The 16,696-nt window shown below is 52.6% G+C and carries 13 protein-coding genes; 10 read left to right on the forward strand and 3 right to left on the reverse strand.

Features of this window, described 5'->3' with window-relative positions; genetic code table 11:
• Nucleotides 1–352 precede the first annotated feature (352 nt).
• From NK662_RS08520 to NK662_RS08550, 7 genes are all read left to right on the forward strand, one after another.
• Entirely contained in the window at nucleotides 353–4,222 is a 3,870-nt protein-coding gene (locus tag NK662_RS08520; RefSeq protein ID WP_254758486.1) for a fibronectin type III domain-containing protein, read from the forward strand.
• Nucleotides 4,223–4,306: 84 nt separating this feature from the next.
• On the forward strand, nucleotides 4,307–4,780 hold the full coding sequence (locus NK662_RS08525) for a hypothetical protein (protein ID WP_254758487.1): 474 nt from the start codon (nucleotides 4,307–4,309) through the stop codon (nucleotides 4,778–4,780).
• Between the two features lie 182 nt (nucleotides 4,781–4,962).
• The gene (locus tag NK662_RS08530) at nucleotides 4,963–5,790 is read left to right on the forward strand and encodes a peptidoglycan-binding domain-containing protein (RefSeq protein WP_254758488.1); all 828 of its coding nucleotides are present in this window, start codon (nucleotides 4,963–4,965) and stop codon (nucleotides 5,788–5,790) included.
• A gap of 131 nt (nucleotides 5,791–5,921) precedes the next feature.
• Nucleotides 5,922–6,944 (forward strand): NADH:flavin oxidoreductase/NADH oxidase, encoded by a 1,023-nt coding sequence (locus NK662_RS08535; RefSeq protein WP_254758489.1) that lies wholly within the window; start codon nucleotides 5,922–5,924, stop codon nucleotides 6,942–6,944.
• Nucleotides 6,945–7,046: 102 nt separating this feature from the next.
• Nucleotides 7,047–7,997: a CobW family GTP-binding protein gene (locus NK662_RS08540; protein ID WP_254758490.1), complete on the forward strand. Its 951-nt coding sequence runs from the start codon at nucleotides 7,047–7,049 to the stop codon at nucleotides 7,995–7,997.
• A gap of 406 nt (nucleotides 7,998–8,403) precedes the next feature.
• Complete coding sequence (locus NK662_RS08545; protein ID WP_254758491.1) at nucleotides 8,404–8,799, forward strand: ATP synthase subunit I; 396 nt, start codon at nucleotides 8,404–8,406, stop codon at nucleotides 8,797–8,799.
• A 222-nt stretch (nucleotides 8,800–9,021) separates the two neighbouring features.
• On the forward strand, nucleotides 9,022–9,921 hold the full coding sequence (locus NK662_RS08550) for a DUF4349 domain-containing protein (RefSeq protein ID WP_254758492.1): 900 nt from the start codon (nucleotides 9,022–9,024) through the stop codon (nucleotides 9,919–9,921).
• 35 nt (nucleotides 9,922–9,956) lie between these two features.
• On the opposite strand, the gene NK662_RS08555 is transcribed toward NK662_RS08550, so the two are convergent.
• Both NK662_RS08555 and purU read right to left on the reverse strand, forming a co-directional pair.
• Nucleotides 9,957–10,340: a hypothetical protein gene (locus NK662_RS08555; protein WP_254758493.1), complete on the reverse strand. Its 384-nt coding sequence runs from the start codon at nucleotides 10,338–10,340 to the stop codon at nucleotides 9,957–9,959.
• A gap of 11 nt (nucleotides 10,341–10,351) precedes the next feature.
• Complete coding sequence (purU, locus tag NK662_RS08560) at nucleotides 10,352–11,251, reverse strand: formyltetrahydrofolate deformylase (protein WP_254758494.1); 900 nt, start codon at nucleotides 11,249–11,251, stop codon at nucleotides 10,352–10,354.
• A gap of 178 nt (nucleotides 11,252–11,429) precedes the next feature.
• Here purU and NK662_RS08565 point away from each other — a divergent pair, with 178 nt between their 5' ends.
• The 3 genes from NK662_RS08565 to NK662_RS08575 all read left to right on the forward strand — a co-directional run bounded on the left by NK662_RS08565 (nucleotide 11,430) and on the right by NK662_RS08575 (nucleotide 15,014).
• Complete coding sequence (locus NK662_RS08565) at nucleotides 11,430–12,122, forward strand: response regulator transcription factor (protein WP_254758495.1); 693 nt, start codon at nucleotides 11,430–11,432, stop codon at nucleotides 12,120–12,122.
• The gene (locus tag NK662_RS23735; protein WP_254758496.1) at nucleotides 12,100–14,316 is read left to right on the forward strand and encodes a sensor histidine kinase; all 2,217 of its coding nucleotides are present in this window, start codon (nucleotides 12,100–12,102) and stop codon (nucleotides 14,314–14,316) included. The genes NK662_RS08565 and NK662_RS23735 overlap by 23 nt, the downstream gene beginning before the upstream one ends.
• Nucleotides 14,317–14,387: 71 nt before the next feature.
• Nucleotides 14,388–15,014, forward strand: coding sequence for a hypothetical protein (locus NK662_RS08575; RefSeq protein ID WP_254758497.1), 627 nt, complete (start codon nucleotides 14,388–14,390; stop codon nucleotides 15,012–15,014).
• Between the two features lie 35 nt (nucleotides 15,015–15,049).
• Here the strand turns inward: NK662_RS08575 and NK662_RS08580 are convergent, their stop codons facing one another.
• On the reverse strand, nucleotides 15,050–16,567 hold the full coding sequence (locus NK662_RS08580) for a methyl-accepting chemotaxis protein (protein WP_254758498.1): 1,518 nt from the start codon (nucleotides 16,565–16,567) through the stop codon (nucleotides 15,050–15,052).
• Nucleotides 16,568–16,696 lie beyond the last annotated feature (129 nt).

Here is a 16,696-nt window from a genome sequence, read left to right on the forward strand (position 1 = left end):
AATGTAATATTGTTTGCTTATTTTGCTTTTAAACGTTATAGGGCCCTGTAAAATCCGTATTTTAGCTTCCGTTTCTAAAATTTTCCTTTTTATTTCGACACCTAGAAGAGATGTTTTTTGGTGTGACAGCTGCAGTATATGTTGTATTTCGAGTTTTATTGTTGAATATTGTCAGATTTCTATGCACCTATAACTGAATTATTTACAATATTATGAATATATTTACAAATTCGTTTCGGTGTTATATCTTGTATATACGATGAATTCTCTATTTTGCTCTTCTCGAATTCTTTAATGAGAATTGCGAATCAGAAATTCACTATATTACGCATAGGAGAGATGAGGATATGCTATGATTACACTCAGGAAAATCCACAAGTCCATCGGCCACAAGATTTACAAGGTATGCATTGCCGGTTTGGTAGTAGCCATGCCCCTTGCACTTTCGGGCAGCCCCCACGTATCGAAAGCGGCTGGCATGAATCCAGATCCAGTGCCGGATTACTACACGACACCGAACTATGCGAACAGTCCGCTGCCGGAAGTTGATGCCAACAAGAATGTGATTCAGGGAACGGGTATCCGTAAATTTGTGGACTCCCTGCCAGGCCTTGGCGAGGCGAACAAGAACAACCTGGGGCAATATATCCCGGTTGCCATTCCCGACACGACTACATACCCCGGCTCGGATTATTACGAAATCTCCTTGGTGCAGTATACTGAGAAGCTTCACAGCGACCTGCCGGCCACGACTCTCCGCGGCTATGTACAAACCAACACCACCGACCCTTCTGTACAAAAACCGAATTATTTCGGACCAACGATTATCGCTCAAAAGGACCGGCCAGTACGGATCAAGTTCACCAATAAGCTCGGAACTGGCAAAGACGGTGATTTGTTCCTTCCCGTTGATACTTCCATAATGGGTGCCGGCATGGGACCTGACGGCAAGACAATGTACACACAAAACCGCGCCAATTTGCATTTGCATGGCGGGATTACTCCATGGATCAGCGATGGCACGCCGCACCAATGGATTACGCCAGCTGGAGAAAACACGCCATATCCGAAAGGCGTCAGTGTGCAGAATGTGCCTGACATGCCGGACCCAGGCGATGGATCCATGACATTTTATTACACTAATCAGCAGAGTGCCCGCTTAATGTTCTTCCATGACCACAGCTACGGCATTACGCGGTTGAACGTGTATGCCGGAGAAGCCGGCGGTTACTTGCTCCGCGATCAGGTGGAGCAGGATTTGATCAAGCAGGGTGTGATTCCGCAAGATGAAATTCCGTTATTGATTCAGGACAAAAGCTTTGTGCCGAATGACACGCAGCTTATGGCCACCGATCCGACCTGGGACAAAACGAAGTGGGGCGGAACCGGGAATCTATGGTTCCCGCATGTCTACATGCCAAACCAAAATCCGTATGATATGTCCGGCGCCAATCCGTTTGGGCGTTGGGATTATGGGCCATGGTTCTGGCCGCCGAACACAGGCTTAAAGCAGGGTCCGGTGCCAAATCCGCTGGCCGGCCAGCCTGGGCAAGGGGCCATGAATCCAGGTGTTCCAAACGTCACGGCAGTGCCGGAAGCCTTCATGGATACGCCAGTCGTCAATGGAACGGCTTACCCGTATGTGGACGTGCAGCCAAAGGCATACCGCTTCCGTATCCTGAATGCGTCAAACGACCGGACATGGAATTTGCAATTATATAAGGCGAAGTCCAATGCCAGCATGTGGAATGCAAGCGGCACATTGAATGATGCGGATGCCGGCGAAGTTAATATGGTTCCAGCGGTGCGCACGGCAGGCTATCCGGCGACCTGGCCGACTGACGGAAGAGATGGGGGCGTTCCAGACCCGGCTGCGGCAGGGCCGAAGATGATGCAGATCGGGACTGACAGCGGCTTCCTGAAGAGTCCGGTCGAGCTGGCCAACCAGCCGATTGATTATGAATATAACCGGCGCAGTGTGACAGTTCTCAATGTGTCCAGCAAAACGCTGCTGCTCGCTCCGGCTGAACGGGCGGACGTCGTGGTTGACTTCAGCCAGTATGCCGGCCAGACCCTGATTTTGTACAATGACGGCCCGGCGCCGATTCCAGCCTTTGATCCGCGGTATGACTATTATACAGGCGATCCGGATCAAACATCGTCAGGGGGCGCGCCGACGACATTGCCTGGCTATGGTCCAAATACACGGACCGTCATGCAGATTCGTGTGGCGGCAAATCCGAGCGGTACAACAGCAGGCACAGCAGCAAGCAACCTCAAGTATCCGCTGGGCTCAACGGAGTTTAAAACAGCAATGGAAACCGCCTTCAACAACGGGCAGAACAAGCTGCCGGTGCCGGATGGAACGTGGGGCAACATTCAAGATACAAGCCTAACGTTCACACCGAACGGCTCTACAAGCTCAATTACGATGCCGATGCAGCCAAAAGCCATCGCGGAAGCATTTGAAGCGAATTACGGCCGAATGAATGCTGTACTTGGAACAGAATTGCCGAATACGAACTTCACGAACCAAACGACAGTTATGCTCGGGTACATTGATCCGGCTACCGAGAACTTTAAGGACACGGCGACGCCGCTGAGTACGGTGGCAAATGACGGCACCCAGATATGGAAAATCACCCACAACGGGGTTGATACCCATGCGATCCACTTCCATTTGTTTGACATACAGCTTGTCAACAGGGTCGGATGGGATGGCTCGATCCGTATGCCTGATGCCAACGAAAAAGGATGGAAGGATACACTCAGGATGAATCCGCTGGAGGACGTCATTATTATCATGAAGCCGACAGCGCCGAAGGTTCCGTTTGGCCTTCCTGACAGCATCCGTCCGCTTGACCCGACGATGCCTGTCGGCTCAACCTTCAGCTCTCTGGACCCGCTGACCGGAGCTGCGAGCACGGTAACGAATAAGCTGACAAACTTCGGATGGGAGTATGTATGGCATTGTCACCTGCTCGGACATGAAGAGAATGATATGATGCGTCCAATGACACTGACTGTAGACCGTTCCTTGCCGGCAGCCTCCGTGCTGAGCGGCACAAGACCAGCCAATAGTCCGGCTGTCCTGAACTGGACGGACCCGACTCCGGCGAGCGGTGCTCCGCTTGGCAATCCTGCGAATGAAATCGGCTATAAGATTCAGCGTGCGCCGATTGACGCAGCCGGCAAAATTGGCGTCTACACGCAAATTGGTACAGCTCTGGCCAATGCAACAAGCTATACAGATACAACCGCTAATGCCAATACAAGCTACAGCTACCAGGTGATTGCTTTTAACGCAGCGGGCGAAACAGCCTCCAATGCGCTGACACTTGCCGGCCTGCCGGCAGCACCGGCAAATTTGACTGCTGCAGCATCCGGCACATCTGCAAATTTGACGTGGACGGACCAAGCAACAAATGAGACAGGATTTGTGGTGGAGCGCTCTGCAGACGGCACAAACTTCACCGTCGTGAATAGTGCAGTACCGCCTGTAACAGGCAGCAGTGCCAGCTATACAGATACAGGCCTGGCGCCGGGAACGTACACGTATCGTGTGAAGGCAGTGAACGCAGTCGGCTCATCCGCCTATTCCAACACGGCTGCTGTGACAATCACAGCAACTCCGGCTGTTCCGGCAGCACCGGCAAACCTGCAGGCAACGCTGCAAATGGGACCGACCGTGGCACTGACGTGGGCGGACCAAGCGGTAAATGAAACGGGCTTTACTGTAGAACGCTCCGCGAATAACGGCGTAAGCTTCACAGCAATCGGCAATGCCAATGCGGTAACGGGAACAGGAACAGGCTCCTACAATGACACGAATGTGAACGCAGGGCAGACATATTTGTACCGGGTAAAGGCGGTAAATGCAACAGGCTCCTCCACGTATTCCAACACTGTCAGGGTTCCGCTGCCAAGTGCACCGGCCGCGCCTTCCAACACGCAGCTGTCCATTAGCAATCGTGGAACTTTGACAGATACCTTAATGTTCCAATGGAGAAAGCCGTCCGGCACAGTCTCAGGCTACATTGTCCAGTATGCAACGAATGCGGCATTTACACAAAATGTCGTTACTGCACCGCCGATTGGTGCCGCTGCAACCTCTTATAGTGTCAACGTGGCGAAAGGGAATACGTACTATTTCCGTGTGCGGGCAGTGAACGGATTCGTTGTTTCTCCGTGGTCAGCCGTACGATTTATTACAGCTCGTTAAAGCTGTAAATGCAATCGTGTATGGCGAAGGGGCATTCAATCTTGTCCCTTCGCCGTCACTTGAGTGTAGAAAGGAGGCTGCAGTATGAAAAAGAAAACGCTTATTACGTCTGTTATTACCGCATTGCTTGTCGTTTGCGTGACAGCGGCGATATTCACCGACACCTTTGCCTTTGCGACGGGACAGAGCGCGGCTGCCAAGAGTAAGACAAAGCAACCGAAGCAGACAACGGTGCGGAAAGGCCGCTTTACTGAAATCAACACAGTCAGCGAAGCAGCGGCTGTCCTGAACGTCAAACCGATTTGGATTCTGGATGAGGTGAAGAAGGGCAAAACCATGGCTCAAATTATCAACGCAAAAGGAATGACGGAGCAGGAGTTCATTCAGAAGGCAACAGAGCTTGAAACAAAAACGATACAAGATGCAGTGAAAAGCGGATCCATGTCCCAGGCGCATGCTGATGCGCTGCAAGCCGGCATGTCTGACCGCCTGAAAGAAAACATGAAGATGAAGGCGATGGATGTAAAGGAACACGCTGCGATGAATATGAACCATTAATGCAAAAAAGCTGGTCTGAAGACAGTATGTCACTCAGACCAGCTTTTTTTCGCTGCACAAGTTTAAGCAATGTTTGGAAAGCGTGGAAGATGGCGAAAGCTCTATGTTACGATACAAGAGAGATTGATAGAGTATGAGGGTTCAGCACAACATATAGAGACACTGCGAGTGAGGGGAATAGGATGAAGAGAAGGATAGCAGGTCTGCTGCTGGCAGGCTGTATGGCTGCCGGTATATGGACTCCGCCTGCAGCTGGTGCGGCCGGATGCGGCGTGCCGGGACTGTCAAAGCTGACCGATCCGCTTGCCGGACGGATGGAAAATGGGGAAACCTTGATTTGGGAGGGAGTCAGCCCTGATTTGCTTCGGGCGAAACAGAAGTACGAGGAATTGCTGGCGCAGAGGGGCTGGCATATTGTGTATGCCTCCGCGCACCGCCCGTACCAATATCAGCGCCACTTTTATGAAATCGTTACCAGGTTGCGCAGCGGGAAAATGAGAAGCGGTGCCTGCGCGGGACTGCGGCGCACTCTGCAGGCTGAATACAAGAAGCACGGGTTAACGGGAGCTGTCGCGAAGCCGAATCCGGAAGCGCCGCATGTGAAGGGCATCGCGTTTGATGCTGCTGTGTTTGACGGGAAGGGGCGCCGTTTGAATCCAAATGGCCGCATCAATCCCGAGCTCGTGGCTGTGGCCCGCCAGGCCGGCCTGCAGTTTACCGTTCCGGGCAGGTACGCTGTGCATCATCAGCTGATTCCGGGCATGATGAGACAAACGGCTGCCATCGGGAAGAAGAAAACGGTCCATCAACCCGTCCTCCGGCAAGGCAGCAGGGGCGCAGCTGTGATCACGCTGCAGAAGGCGCTGAGCAAGAAGGGCTACAAGGCTGGCAAGGCGGATGGCGTGTTTGGACAAGCAACGAAAAAAGCGGTAGTCCGCTTTCAACGGGACAGGAGGCTGAAAGCCGATGGCATTGTCAGCGCTGCCACCTGGAAAAAGCTGATTGGATGATAGAGGAGAATGGCAATTGTGCCATTCTTTTTTTATTGGAATATACACAAGCTGAATAATGGTAATTCAGCGGTAAAATCGGTAAGATAACAGTGAGCATGTACATATCGTTTCCAGAGAGGGGAATCACCATGACGAATTTGTTTACACCCTTTACATATAAGGGGCTGGAGTTGAAAAACCGCATTGTCATGCCGCCGATGTGCCAGTACTCTGTGCCGGCGAAGGATGGCGTTCCGACAGACTGGCATGTGCTGCATTATGCCAGCCGTGCTGTGGGCGGAACAGGGCTGGTCATTATGGAAATGACAGATGTGGACCCGGATGGGCGCATCACTGACTTTGACCTGGGCATCTGGTCAGACGAGCATGTGCCGGCGTTCCGCAGGGTAGTGGATGCGGTGCACGCACAGGGTGCAAAGATCGGCATCCAAATTGCGCATGCGGGCCGGAAAGCGACAGACGCAGTGCCGCCGGTGGCGCCATCCGCCATTGCTTTTAATGAAGAATCCCGCACGCCGCGCGAGCTGACGACAGAAGAAGTGCAGGAAATGGTGGAGAAGTTCCGCCTTGGCGTCCGCCGTGCCGTACAGGCAGGGGTGGATGTTGTGGAGATTCACGCCGCGCATGGCTATCTCATTCATCAGTTCCACTCGCCGCTGACAAATCAGCGTACAGATGTATACGGGCAAGATCCGGCACGCTTCGGTGCAGAAGTCATCCAGGCGGCCAAGGAAGAGCTGCCTGCCGACATGCCGCTGATTGTCCGCATTTCTGCAGTTGAGTACGTGGAGAATGGCTATGGCCTCGATTACAGCATTGAATTGTGCAAGCGGTACCAGCAGGCCGGCGCGGATATCTTCCACGTTACATCTGGCGGGGAAGGCCCAATCGGCTCCAACGGACGTCCGGGTGTGCATGCGGGCTATCAGGTGCCAATGGCGCGCGCGGTGAAGGAAGCGCTGGGCTGCCCGGTCATCGCGGTTGGCCGTTTGGACAATCCGGTGCTGGCAGATGCTGTGCTCGGCAACGGCGAAGCGGATCTTGTGGCTGTCGGCCGCGGCATGCTGCATGACCCATACTGGGCGCTGCATGCGGCCGAAGAACTGAAAATGAAAGTGGATATTCCGCAGCAATATGTTCGCGGCTTTTAAGCAAAAAAATCCTGCCCGGTGCTGGCAGGATTTTTTCTGTTGTTTTTGCTACACTAGTGGTACAAACAAACAGAATTTTCAGACCTGCGGGAGGATGGTAGCATGAAGAAGAGGATTCCAGTATATATCTTAAGCGGATTTTTGGGGAGCGGCAAAACAACGGTGCTGCTGCGCATGATTGCGGCCTGCAAGGAGCGCGGGCAGCGGCCGGCCATTATTCTAAATGAGCTTGGCAAGGTGAATGTGGAGGAGCATTTGTTTGCTGACGAGGACTTGAACGAATTGCTCGATGGCTGCATCTGCTGCACCATTCAAAGCAACTTCCGCGCCGTGCTTGATGATTTGGCTGCGCAGAGCCCGGACGTGCTGCTGATTGAAGGGACGGGCGTTGCCAATCCGGTGGAGCTGATTGAAGTATTGACAGAGCCGCGCTACACCGGATATTTTCATCTGCATTCGCTGATCAGTGTTGTCGATGCATCCAGATTTTTGGAGTATCAAAGCATTTTCCTCAGCTCCGGGGCAATGCGCAAGCTGTTCCGCGACCAAATCCGCTGCGCCTCTTATGTGGTGCTGAATAAAACGGATGCCATATCAGAACGAAAGCTGGCGGGCATTGTGGAAAAGGTGCGGGCGCTGGTGGGAGAACATGTTCCGCTGTACAACACAACCTTTGGGCAGATTCATGCGGATGAGCTGTTCCAGGAGCGGATTATGGTGCATCATGCGGATGAGCCGGCTTCCCGCGGGCAGCATCACGCGGCAGTCAGGGCGGTACGGATGGATGCTGTGCCGCCGCTGGAGCAAAAGCAGCTGCAGGACTGGATCAAGAGCCTGCCGGACAGCATCTACCGCGGCAAAGGCGTGCTTCGCCTGCAGGGGAAGGAAGGGCTGTATGAGCTGCAGTATGCATCAGGCCAGCTCGCCATCAAGCACATGTATATGGACAATCCAAACGTGACGGCCGCTCTTGTGTTTATTGGGGAAGGAGAGACAGCGAAAGCGCTGGTGCAATCGTTTCAGAAGGAATTTGGCAAGGTACGGCTTCGGTAGGGCGCTTTTGCCGGCGCCGTGGATTAGGCATCCGGCTCTGGCTGTATAAAAATTAGAATGGTCACTTCAGGACCAATTTTCATCCAGGGAGGAACGGGTTGTTTCATTGCTTCATGTATAAGGGATATTCAGGTTTGTTAAGTGGTTCTTTTACAAGTTTATAAGAACTTATGTATTGACTTCGTTTTGATAAGTATGCTATCTTAATAGTGTGAAGGATATGGTGATTTTTCCTATTGGAATAGTGAGTTTTTACAGCGAGGAACCTGGGCTGTAAAAAGCTCCGCTGCCGATTACCCGCAGGCAGCGTTCATATATACACGGCAAGAAAGAGAAGCCAGCTCTATTTCTGTCATGCACCTGTCACTTGAATGAGAAATATACTGTGTGTACAAGGAGGGTAGACATGATCAGAAAAGCACTTGCATCATTTCGCAGGCAAATGTATTACACATTCGGCATTCTTTTGATTGCCTGGCTTTGTACACCGTTTGCCGAGCATCTGCTTGGCTTCGGTGTTGGATTGATGGTCAGCGTGTACTGCGCCTGGCTCTTGGGCCGCCGAATCGAGAGGATGGGCGAAAGCATCATGCTGAATAAGCGGATGCCGTCGCTTGGCACCGTCAACCGTTTTGCCGCCGCCATCTTGGGATGTCTCGTTTTATATGAAATTGAGCATCACATGGCTATGTGGGCCTTTGCAACCGGCATTCTTGGCGGTTATACGCTCTTAGTGGTAAACCTGGGCTATTACAGCGCCTATCATCAGGAACAAAAATCGGCTCAAGGTGAATCTATATAATTTGGTTATGTCAGCCTCGCTGCCGGCAGTGGCCTGTATCTTCCACATCCCAGCCGCCCGGTAAGAACGGCTTTCATATATAGCACAGTATATACTGTTCGATTAAAAGCTCCGGCCCCCCTCCGGAGTCTTTTTTGCGCCTAAAATAAGCATTGTGCCGGTTCTCTCGTTTCATTAAAATGGATATATAAGTAAATTTCAAGCTGGAGAGGGGCGTTTCGTATGAGGAAACTGTTCTATCTGACTTTTGCCATATTCCTTGCTGTTGTGTCAGGCTGTTCCAATACATCGCAGGAGAAGACGGAGAGTTCCGCTTCCAAGGCTGATATGAAGCAGGCAGGCATGCAGAGTCAGGCTGCCGATGTGAAGGAGAAGGCGGCAGATCCCCAGGCCGAAAGCAGGCCGCAGGTAAATCGCAAGCTTATTAAAACAGTAGATTTACAGGTGGAAACAACAAAGCTTGAGGAATCTGTGCAAAAATTGGAGAGCTTGAGCAAGCAATTTGGCGGCTATGTACAGTCCAATCAAGTGCAAGGGACTTCGCTGGAGCAGGGGAAACGCGGCAAACGCACCGCCTCTTACGTCCTCCGCATCCCGGCCGACCAACTGGATGCCTATTTGAAGGAAGCCGGCAGCATCGGAAATGTGCTGTCCAAAGCAGTCGGAACAGAGGATGTGACGGAGCAGTACTTTGATACGGAAGCGCGCCTTACCTCCTTGAAGACGCAAGAGGAACGGCTGCTGGCGCTTCTGAAGCAGGCCGGTTCGCTGAAGGACATGCTGGAAATCGAGAAGGAACTGGCTGCGGTCCGTTATGAGATTGAACAGCTCACGACCACACTGAAAAAATATGACGGGCTGGTAAGCTACAGTACAGTGCGCTTTACTTTGACGGAGGTCGCCACCATTACAGATACGACGGAGCCGAAGACGACAGGAGAGCGCATTGCCCGCCAGTTCCGGGATAACATCACCGCCATCGCGGACGGAGCGCAGGCTGCGGCTGTTTTCCTGATCGGCAACTCACCCATTCTCCTGCTGCTGGCAGCTCTTGCAGCCGGGGGCTTCCTGATTTTCCGCAGGGTAAAGCAAAATCGGGGAAACCGCAATATTGGCAGCTGAAGGCATTGAAAAAACCTGACTCCGGTCAGGTTTTTTCAATGTGCGGCAGCACGTTCGCACCGGTGAATCCAGGCCTCTACGTATTCCTCGTGCGGTAAGACCCTGTGATCCAGGTCGCCAATCCACCGGATTCCCTCCTCTGCACACCAGCGCAGGCAGGTTTCATACAAATCCATATCCAGTTCGTCGTCATCCCAGTACACACGTACAGCCTGCACACCGCTTCTATAATATGAGTAGGCGCGTGTATGCCCGTCTGTGAGAAAAATGGTGCCGCCAAGCCGCTGAATGGGAAGCGGTGCATGATTATGATAGTTGAAAGGGTTAAAGGCTGAGTGCTTCAAACGATCCAGCTTCCCTTGGCTGATATAGAGCCGGCTTGGCTGGAGAAGACGCAAATCCATATAAAATGTCCGCATACGACAGCCTCCTAAAACACAATCGTTTTGTTGCCATGGACAATGACACGGTCTTCCAAATGCCACTTTACAGCCCGCGCCAGCACACTCCGTTCAATGGAACGGCCGATTTTCTTCAAATCCTCCGCATTATGATGGTGCTGGACGCGTTCAATGCCCTGTTCAATAATCGGGCCTTCATCGAGGTCGTCCGTCACATAGTGGGAGGTGGCGCCAATCAGCTTCACGCCGCGTTCAAAGGCGCGCTCATACGGCCGGGCACCGATGAAGGCAGGCAGGAAGGAATGATGAATATTAATGATGCGGTGCGGATGCGCCGACACAAATTGCGGTGTCAGGATTTGCATATAGCGGGCCAAAACAATGAGATCGATCTCATATTCCCGCAACAGCTCCAGCTGTGTTGCTTCTGCCTCCGCGCGGTTTTCCCTGCGGGCCGGAATATGGTAAAACGGAATGCCGAGCTGCTCCACAGCCTCGCGTGCATCCTCGTGGTTGCTGATCACCAGGGAAATGTCTGTAAGCAAGTCTCCATTTTGCCACTCCCACAGCAGCTCCAGCAGACAATGCAGCTCTTTGGAAACAAAGACAGCCGTCCGTTTCACCTCATACAAGGGCAGCAGCCGCCAGTTCATTTCAAAATCTGCGCCAATTGTCCGGAATGCCTCCTGCATATATGCAGCCTTTCCCGGCAAATCCGGGCACTCGAACTCGATGCGCATGAAAAACGTGCCGCCTGTCGGGTTGGTGGAATATTGGCTGGACTCGATAATATTCGCTTCATAGGTAAATAGGAACTGTGAAACGGCTGCGACGATGCCCGGCCGGTCCGGACATGTAATGAGCAGCCGTCCCCGGTTGCGGTTTTCCTGCTGAAAAGCCTGCAGATGTGCGGCAATGGATGGCTTCATAGTTTCACTCCTCTATTTGAATTTCTCTATTATAACGCAAGACTTTCTCTTTCAACATACAAATTTTTTGAATATTGAAAAGAAAGCGCTTAAGAAACTCTTAAGAAATACATATGCCCATTGTTAAGGATTGCAGGTTACAATGAAGGTAATTCATGGAAGAAAAGGGAGGGAGAGCATGAATTCGTTTCAGGTGCTGGTCGTGGATGACGATCAGGAAATTCGGGATGCGATCGAGATTTATCTGCGGAATGAAAATATGCGTGTGCTGAAGGCGAAGGACGGCATTGAGGCGCTGGAGCTGCTGCATGAGCAGGAGGTGCATCTCGTTGTGCTGGATATTATGATGCCGCGGCTGGACGGCATTGCCGCCACTTTTAAAATCAGGGAGCAAAAAAACATCCCCATCATTATTCTCAGCGCCAAGAGTGAGGACGCCGACAAGGTGCTCGGCCTGCAAATCGGCGCTGACGATTATGTGACAAAGCCATTTAATCCGCTCGAGCTGATTGCGCGGGTGAAATCCCAGCTGCGCCGTTATGTGACACTGGGCACCTATGAGGGAAAACCGAAGCTCATCGATTTGAACGGCCTGACATTGGACCAGGAAACAAAGGAAGTACAGCTTCATGGCGAGACGGTCAAGCTCACACCGATTGAGTACAAGATTGTGGAGCTGCTGATGAAGCATCCGGGGCGGGTGTTTTCCATCCATGAAATCTATGAGCGGGTATGGCAGGAGCATTGCTTCAGCCCGGAGAACACAGTGGCTGTGCATATCCGGAAAATCCGCGAAAAGATTGAAATTGATCCGAAGAATCCAAGATATTTGAAGGTGGTGTGGGGACGTGGCTACAAAATGGAGAAATAGGTGGGCGAAAGTGGTTTGGCTGCTGTTGTTTTCCTTTGGCCTGACCGGCTTGTTATCCGGCATGCGCCATATGAATGTGTACATGGCACGCGATTATTTTCACTCCGCGCAGTTTGATGCGGAAACACGTCATTTCGTGGAGCTGCTGACGACGCTGGAGCTGAACAAGTCCAGTGTCGAGGAGCTGAAGCAGCATATAGAGGTGACCGATGCGGACATTCGGGAGCACCGCTACCGGTACGGTGACCTGGAAGCGCAGCTGTCCAATATCAAGGCGCAGTATGAAGGGAAAATTGACGGGGCCAAGAGCGCCGGCGACACCTCTGCGGCAGACACGCTCATCGCGGAACGGGACAAGAAGCTGGCGGACATTACGAACAATTTCAAGAGCGATGAGTATGTACGGCAGAAGGTCGCTGCAGAAAAGCTGCAGAAGCTGCAGCAGTATGATGAGGAAACGCAAGCGTTCAAGAGCCAGCTTGCCCACTATAAAAAAGGCTATCTATACTATTTCAGGGATGGGGATACAGGGCAGGTATATACGAATATAGAAGGAAGCGATGAAGAGGCGAAGCAGGTGATGAACAGCAGCAAGAATTTGTTCTCCCGCCAGTATCCGGAGCGGGGTGCAGGCAGCCTGTTTGATGGCTATATGCTGCAGACCGGTGACTGGGAGGCGGTGCAGCCAATTGTAAAGAAGAGCGCAAAGGACTTGAGCGGAACCGTAGTCATCGCCGGCGATGCTGACCCGGCCAGTCCGGTCATGGCAGAGTATCAGCGGTACAAAGCCATGCAAATGCTCCTGTGGACGTATGCAGGCCTCAGTGTGGCAGCCTTGCTGGCCTGCTGGTACTGGAACAAGAGAACAGGCATGTTCCATAGCTTGCTTGCAGATTCTTGGCAGAGCCATTACCGTAAGATTCCTTTGGATGTCAGGATTGTTTTGTTCCTCCTGTCCTCCTTTCTCACCTTCGTTTTTGTGATGGAACAGGGTGCGTTCGCTGTAGTGGAGGGGTATTTGTATCAAACCATGATGAACATTGCTGAAGGCACGCTCACTCTTGCAGCAGCGGTGGCGGCGGTATGTATCCAATGGCAGCTGCTGCAGGCATCCCGGAAGAGCGGCACACTTCGCCAAGAGTGGGAGCATGCGTTGCTGTACAAGGGATATGATGCTGTGAAGCAGGCATTTCGCATCCGCAGCATCGGCACGCAGGTGACTATGCTGACGGCTCTCCTGTTTCTGGCCGGATCCAGTGCCCTCTTTGCGGCCGTAGACCCGGCATTCACAATCGTGTATGCTGTTCTCTGCCTCTTTGTTGCTTTGCCGGCAGGTATCTTAATCTTGAAGTATGCCGGATATCTCAACCGTATCATCATGAGTACGAAGGAGCTGGCTGCGGGCCAGCACGTGCAGGATATACCGGTGCAGGGAGCATCGGCGCTGACCTCGCTTGCGAAAAGCATCAATGTGCTGAAGCAAAACGTAAAAGCCTCGCAGCGGGAGCAGGCAAAAAGCGAACGGCTGAAAACAGAGCTGATCACCAACGTCAGCCATGATTTGCGCACGCCGTTGACCTCCGTCATCACATATACGGAGCTGCTGAAAACACCAGGGCTTGGCAATGAGGAGCGAGCTGCGTACGTAGAGATTATAGACAGGAAATCCAAGCGGCTGAAGCTGCTGATTGATGACCTGTTTGAGGTCAGCAAGATGGCGAGCGGCAGCATGGAGCTCGCGGCGGAGCGCGTGGATTTGGTGCAGCTGCTCCAGCAGGCCCTGGCGGAATATGATGAAGCAATTGCGGCGTCCACGCTGCAGCTCCGCTTCTCGCATGGGCAGCCAAGCATCTTTGTCAACGTGGACGGTCCGAAGCTTTGGCGCGTGTTTGATAATCTGATCAGCAATATTTTAAAATATTCCCTGGAAAACACGAGGGTGTATATCACAGCGGTGCAGGAAGGGGAGGAGGCGGTGCTGACCTTTAAAAACGTCTCTAAATATGAGCTGGGCGGCAGCACGGATGAGTTGCTCGAACGCTTCCGGCGCGGCGACACGTCCCGCCATACAGACGGCTCCGGGCTTGGTCTCGCCATTGCCAAATCCATCGTGGACCTGCATGGCGGCAGCCTTGAAATTGAGGCTGACGGCGATTTGTTCAAGGTGGTCATCAGCCTGTACGGGGCGGAGTAGTCCGCCTCTTGTACTGTCTCCCCCATTTCCGACATACAGATAAAGCATAATGCTGGAATGGAGGGATGGGCATGGGAGAGGAGGGGCGCAGCATCCGGGCTTTTGTGGATCTGTGGCACGAGCTTGCAAAGCGCAAGCGGCTGCGGAAGGAAATGCCGCTTGTCCGGCAAAGCGCGGCGGTGGAAGAGCTGGTGAAGAAGCGGGCGCCGCACATGAACCAGCTGATTCTGGCACTACAGGAGCATGCAGAGGTGCTTGGGCTGATTCTGCAGGTGCTGGAGGCAGCCCGCTGCTTTGGCACCGGCGAAACGAAGGTGTATCCGTTCATGGTGGACATGGAGAAAGCGGTGGAGCAGAGCGGCTCCTTCAAATCCGTCTTCTACAGCGCCATCGTGCAGGCGCGGCAGCTGCTGGCGCAGCACAGGGATGTAACGCTGCTTTCCTGTGTGAAGCAGGCCATGAAGCTGGAGGAGGAAGCCATTCAGCTTGGCGATCAGGCGTTGGATTACATAGGATTATTTGAACAGCTGGTGTACGAGGATGATGACGAGGGGCTCCGGCAGTTTGTGCGGGCAACCTGCAGCCTGTATTTTGAAGCGCAGGATATGTACGAAAATTTGCTGCACCATGTAAAGCTGTACCGGCAGCTGAACCGTGTGTACGGCCCGCGGAAGCTGGCTGATTATAATCGCTACTAGCTAAGAAGGGGGCTGACATGTCAGCCCCCCTCGCTTTATTTTAACTGCTTTGTTACGGCATCCAAATCCTTGGAGAAATCATTCAGCTCTTCCACAATGCCAGAAATCGTGTGGACAGAAGCTGCTTGTTCCCTATTGGCAGAGACAATGGAAGCAGACATGCGCTCCAGTTCAGCAGCCGCTCCCTCAATTTCCTGAATAGAGGAAAGGATGTCGTTCGACTTTTGAGCCAGCTCCGTAATGGAAGAGGTCATATCCAGCGTCTCATCCGCGGCTTCCTTTGTTACCGCAAGGATGTCAGTGAAGGAATTGCCGGCCTGCTGTATGACAGCAACGCCACGCTCGGCCTCCTGCAGACCGTGCTCGGCGGACTGTACAGCGCTGTCTGTCTTGCTTTGCACATCTTTTACAAGGTTGGTAATCTGCTGGGCAGCCGAAGCAGACTGCTCGGCCAGCTTGCGCACTTCCTCGGCCACCACCGCGAAGCCGCGCCCTTGCTCACCGGCGCGGGCAGCTTCAATGGAAGCGTTCAGGGACAGCATATTCGTCTGGTCCGCAATTTGAGTAATAACCTCAATTGTCTGGCCAATTTGCTGGGACTGTGCTTCTAAATCGCGTACTTTGCCTGTTACATCACCGACAGATGCCTGGATGCGCTGCATTTGCTGCAGTACGGCTCTCACAGCTGCATAGCCTTCCTCCGCCTTTTGGCTGGAATCGCGGGAGGTGCGGTTTACAAGCTCGGCCGCTTCGCTTACCTTTTGCATGCTTGTGACCATTTCCTGCACAGTGCGTGTGCCTGTTTCCGAAACAGCTGCCTGTCCGGCTGTCTGTATGGTCATATCCTGTACGGACTGCGAGACGCTCTCACTCGCATGGGCCGTGCGCTGTACCTGCTCCTGCAGCTGGTCTGCTGTATGCACGACACGCTTGGAGGCGTCGCCCAATTGCTCATACAACTGCTGCACCATGGCTGCCTGGGCCTCCTGCTCCCGCTCAAGCGTGCGCATATATCCGTTTTTCACTGCAATCTGCCAGGAGGTTGCCCCGGAGGTCAGCAGGAGATATACGGCATGCAGTACAACCATAATAAGGGTATAATCCTTCACTCCGAACACAACCGGCGTCAGAGCCGGCACCGCGAAGCCAAGGATATGCTGCAGTGCGAACAGCACGGTCATCAGCAGAATCAGCTGAATGTCTTCATAAAAGGAAACTACGGCCACCACCATAAAAACAGAAAAGTGATACACAGACATGCCTTCACCAGCTGCAATCATGGTAAAGCTGATAAAGGTGAACAGCAGGGTGTTGACTACAGCAGCCAAACGGGCTTGCCCGCTGCGCCGGTTTTGCAGGAAGGCCAACAGCCAAAGTGCAATGGTTATACCAAACAGTGCATAAAAATACCCTGTCCCTGCACTTGCGTGTGTGCCATGCTCACTGTTGCTTTGCATCGGGATATACATATGAAGCAAACGAATGAGACCAGATAATACAATACCAATCATTCCAAGCCGCAACATAATTGTATTTTTAAACCGCAGCATCATACTTACACCACCTTAATTTAAATATAACAATATTATGTATATTTAGCAAGGTGTGAATTGTCCCCAGTTTCAGCACGTAAAAGAGCTCCCTGTTCAAGCTCATTGCACAGGGAGTCCCTCACGATTGCT

The sequence above is a fragment of the Ectobacillus ponti genome, from assembly GCF_024294785.1.
In the GTDB taxonomy this organism is placed as follows: Bacteria; Bacillota; Bacilli; order Bacillales; family Bacillaceae_G; genus Ectobacillus; species Ectobacillus ponti.

What these genes read in the sequence shown, in the direction of transcription:
- NK662_RS08520 (WP_254758486.1), top strand. Translation starts at nt 353, where the DNA reads ATGATTACACTCAGGAAAATCCACAAGTCCATCGGCCACAAGATTTAC.
- NK662_RS08525 (WP_254758487.1), top strand. Translation starts at nt 4,307, where the DNA reads ATGAAAAAGAAAACGCTTATTACGTCTGTTATTACCGCATTGCTTGTC.
- NK662_RS08530 (WP_254758488.1), top strand. Translation starts at nt 4,963, where the DNA reads ATGAAGAGAAGGATAGCAGGTCTGCTGCTGGCAGGCTGTATGGCTGCC.
- NK662_RS08535 (WP_254758489.1), top strand. Translation starts at nt 5,922, where the DNA reads ATGACGAATTTGTTTACACCCTTTACATATAAGGGGCTGGAGTTGAAA.
- NK662_RS08540 (WP_254758490.1), top strand. Translation starts at nt 7,047, where the DNA reads ATGAAGAAGAGGATTCCAGTATATATCTTAAGCGGATTTTTGGGGAGC.
- NK662_RS08545 (WP_254758491.1), top strand. Translation starts at nt 8,404, where the DNA reads ATGATCAGAAAAGCACTTGCATCATTTCGCAGGCAAATGTATTACACA.
- NK662_RS08550 (WP_254758492.1), top strand. Translation starts at nt 9,022, where the DNA reads ATGAGGAAACTGTTCTATCTGACTTTTGCCATATTCCTTGCTGTTGTG.
- NK662_RS08555 (WP_254758493.1), bottom strand. Translation starts at nt 10,340, where the DNA reads ATGCGGACATTTTATATGGATTTGCGTCTTCTCCAGCCAAGCCGGCTC.
- purU (WP_254758494.1), bottom strand. Translation starts at nt 11,251, where the DNA reads ATGAAGCCATCCATTGCCGCACATCTGCAGGCTTTTCAGCAGGAAAAC.
- NK662_RS08565 (WP_254758495.1), top strand. Translation starts at nt 11,430, where the DNA reads ATGAATTCGTTTCAGGTGCTGGTCGTGGATGACGATCAGGAAATTCGG.
- NK662_RS08575 (WP_254758497.1), top strand. Translation starts at nt 14,388, where the DNA reads ATGGGAGAGGAGGGGCGCAGCATCCGGGCTTTTGTGGATCTGTGGCAC.
- NK662_RS08580 (WP_254758498.1), bottom strand. Translation starts at nt 16,567, where the DNA reads ATGATGCTGCGGTTTAAAAATACAATTATGTTGCGGCTTGGAATGATT.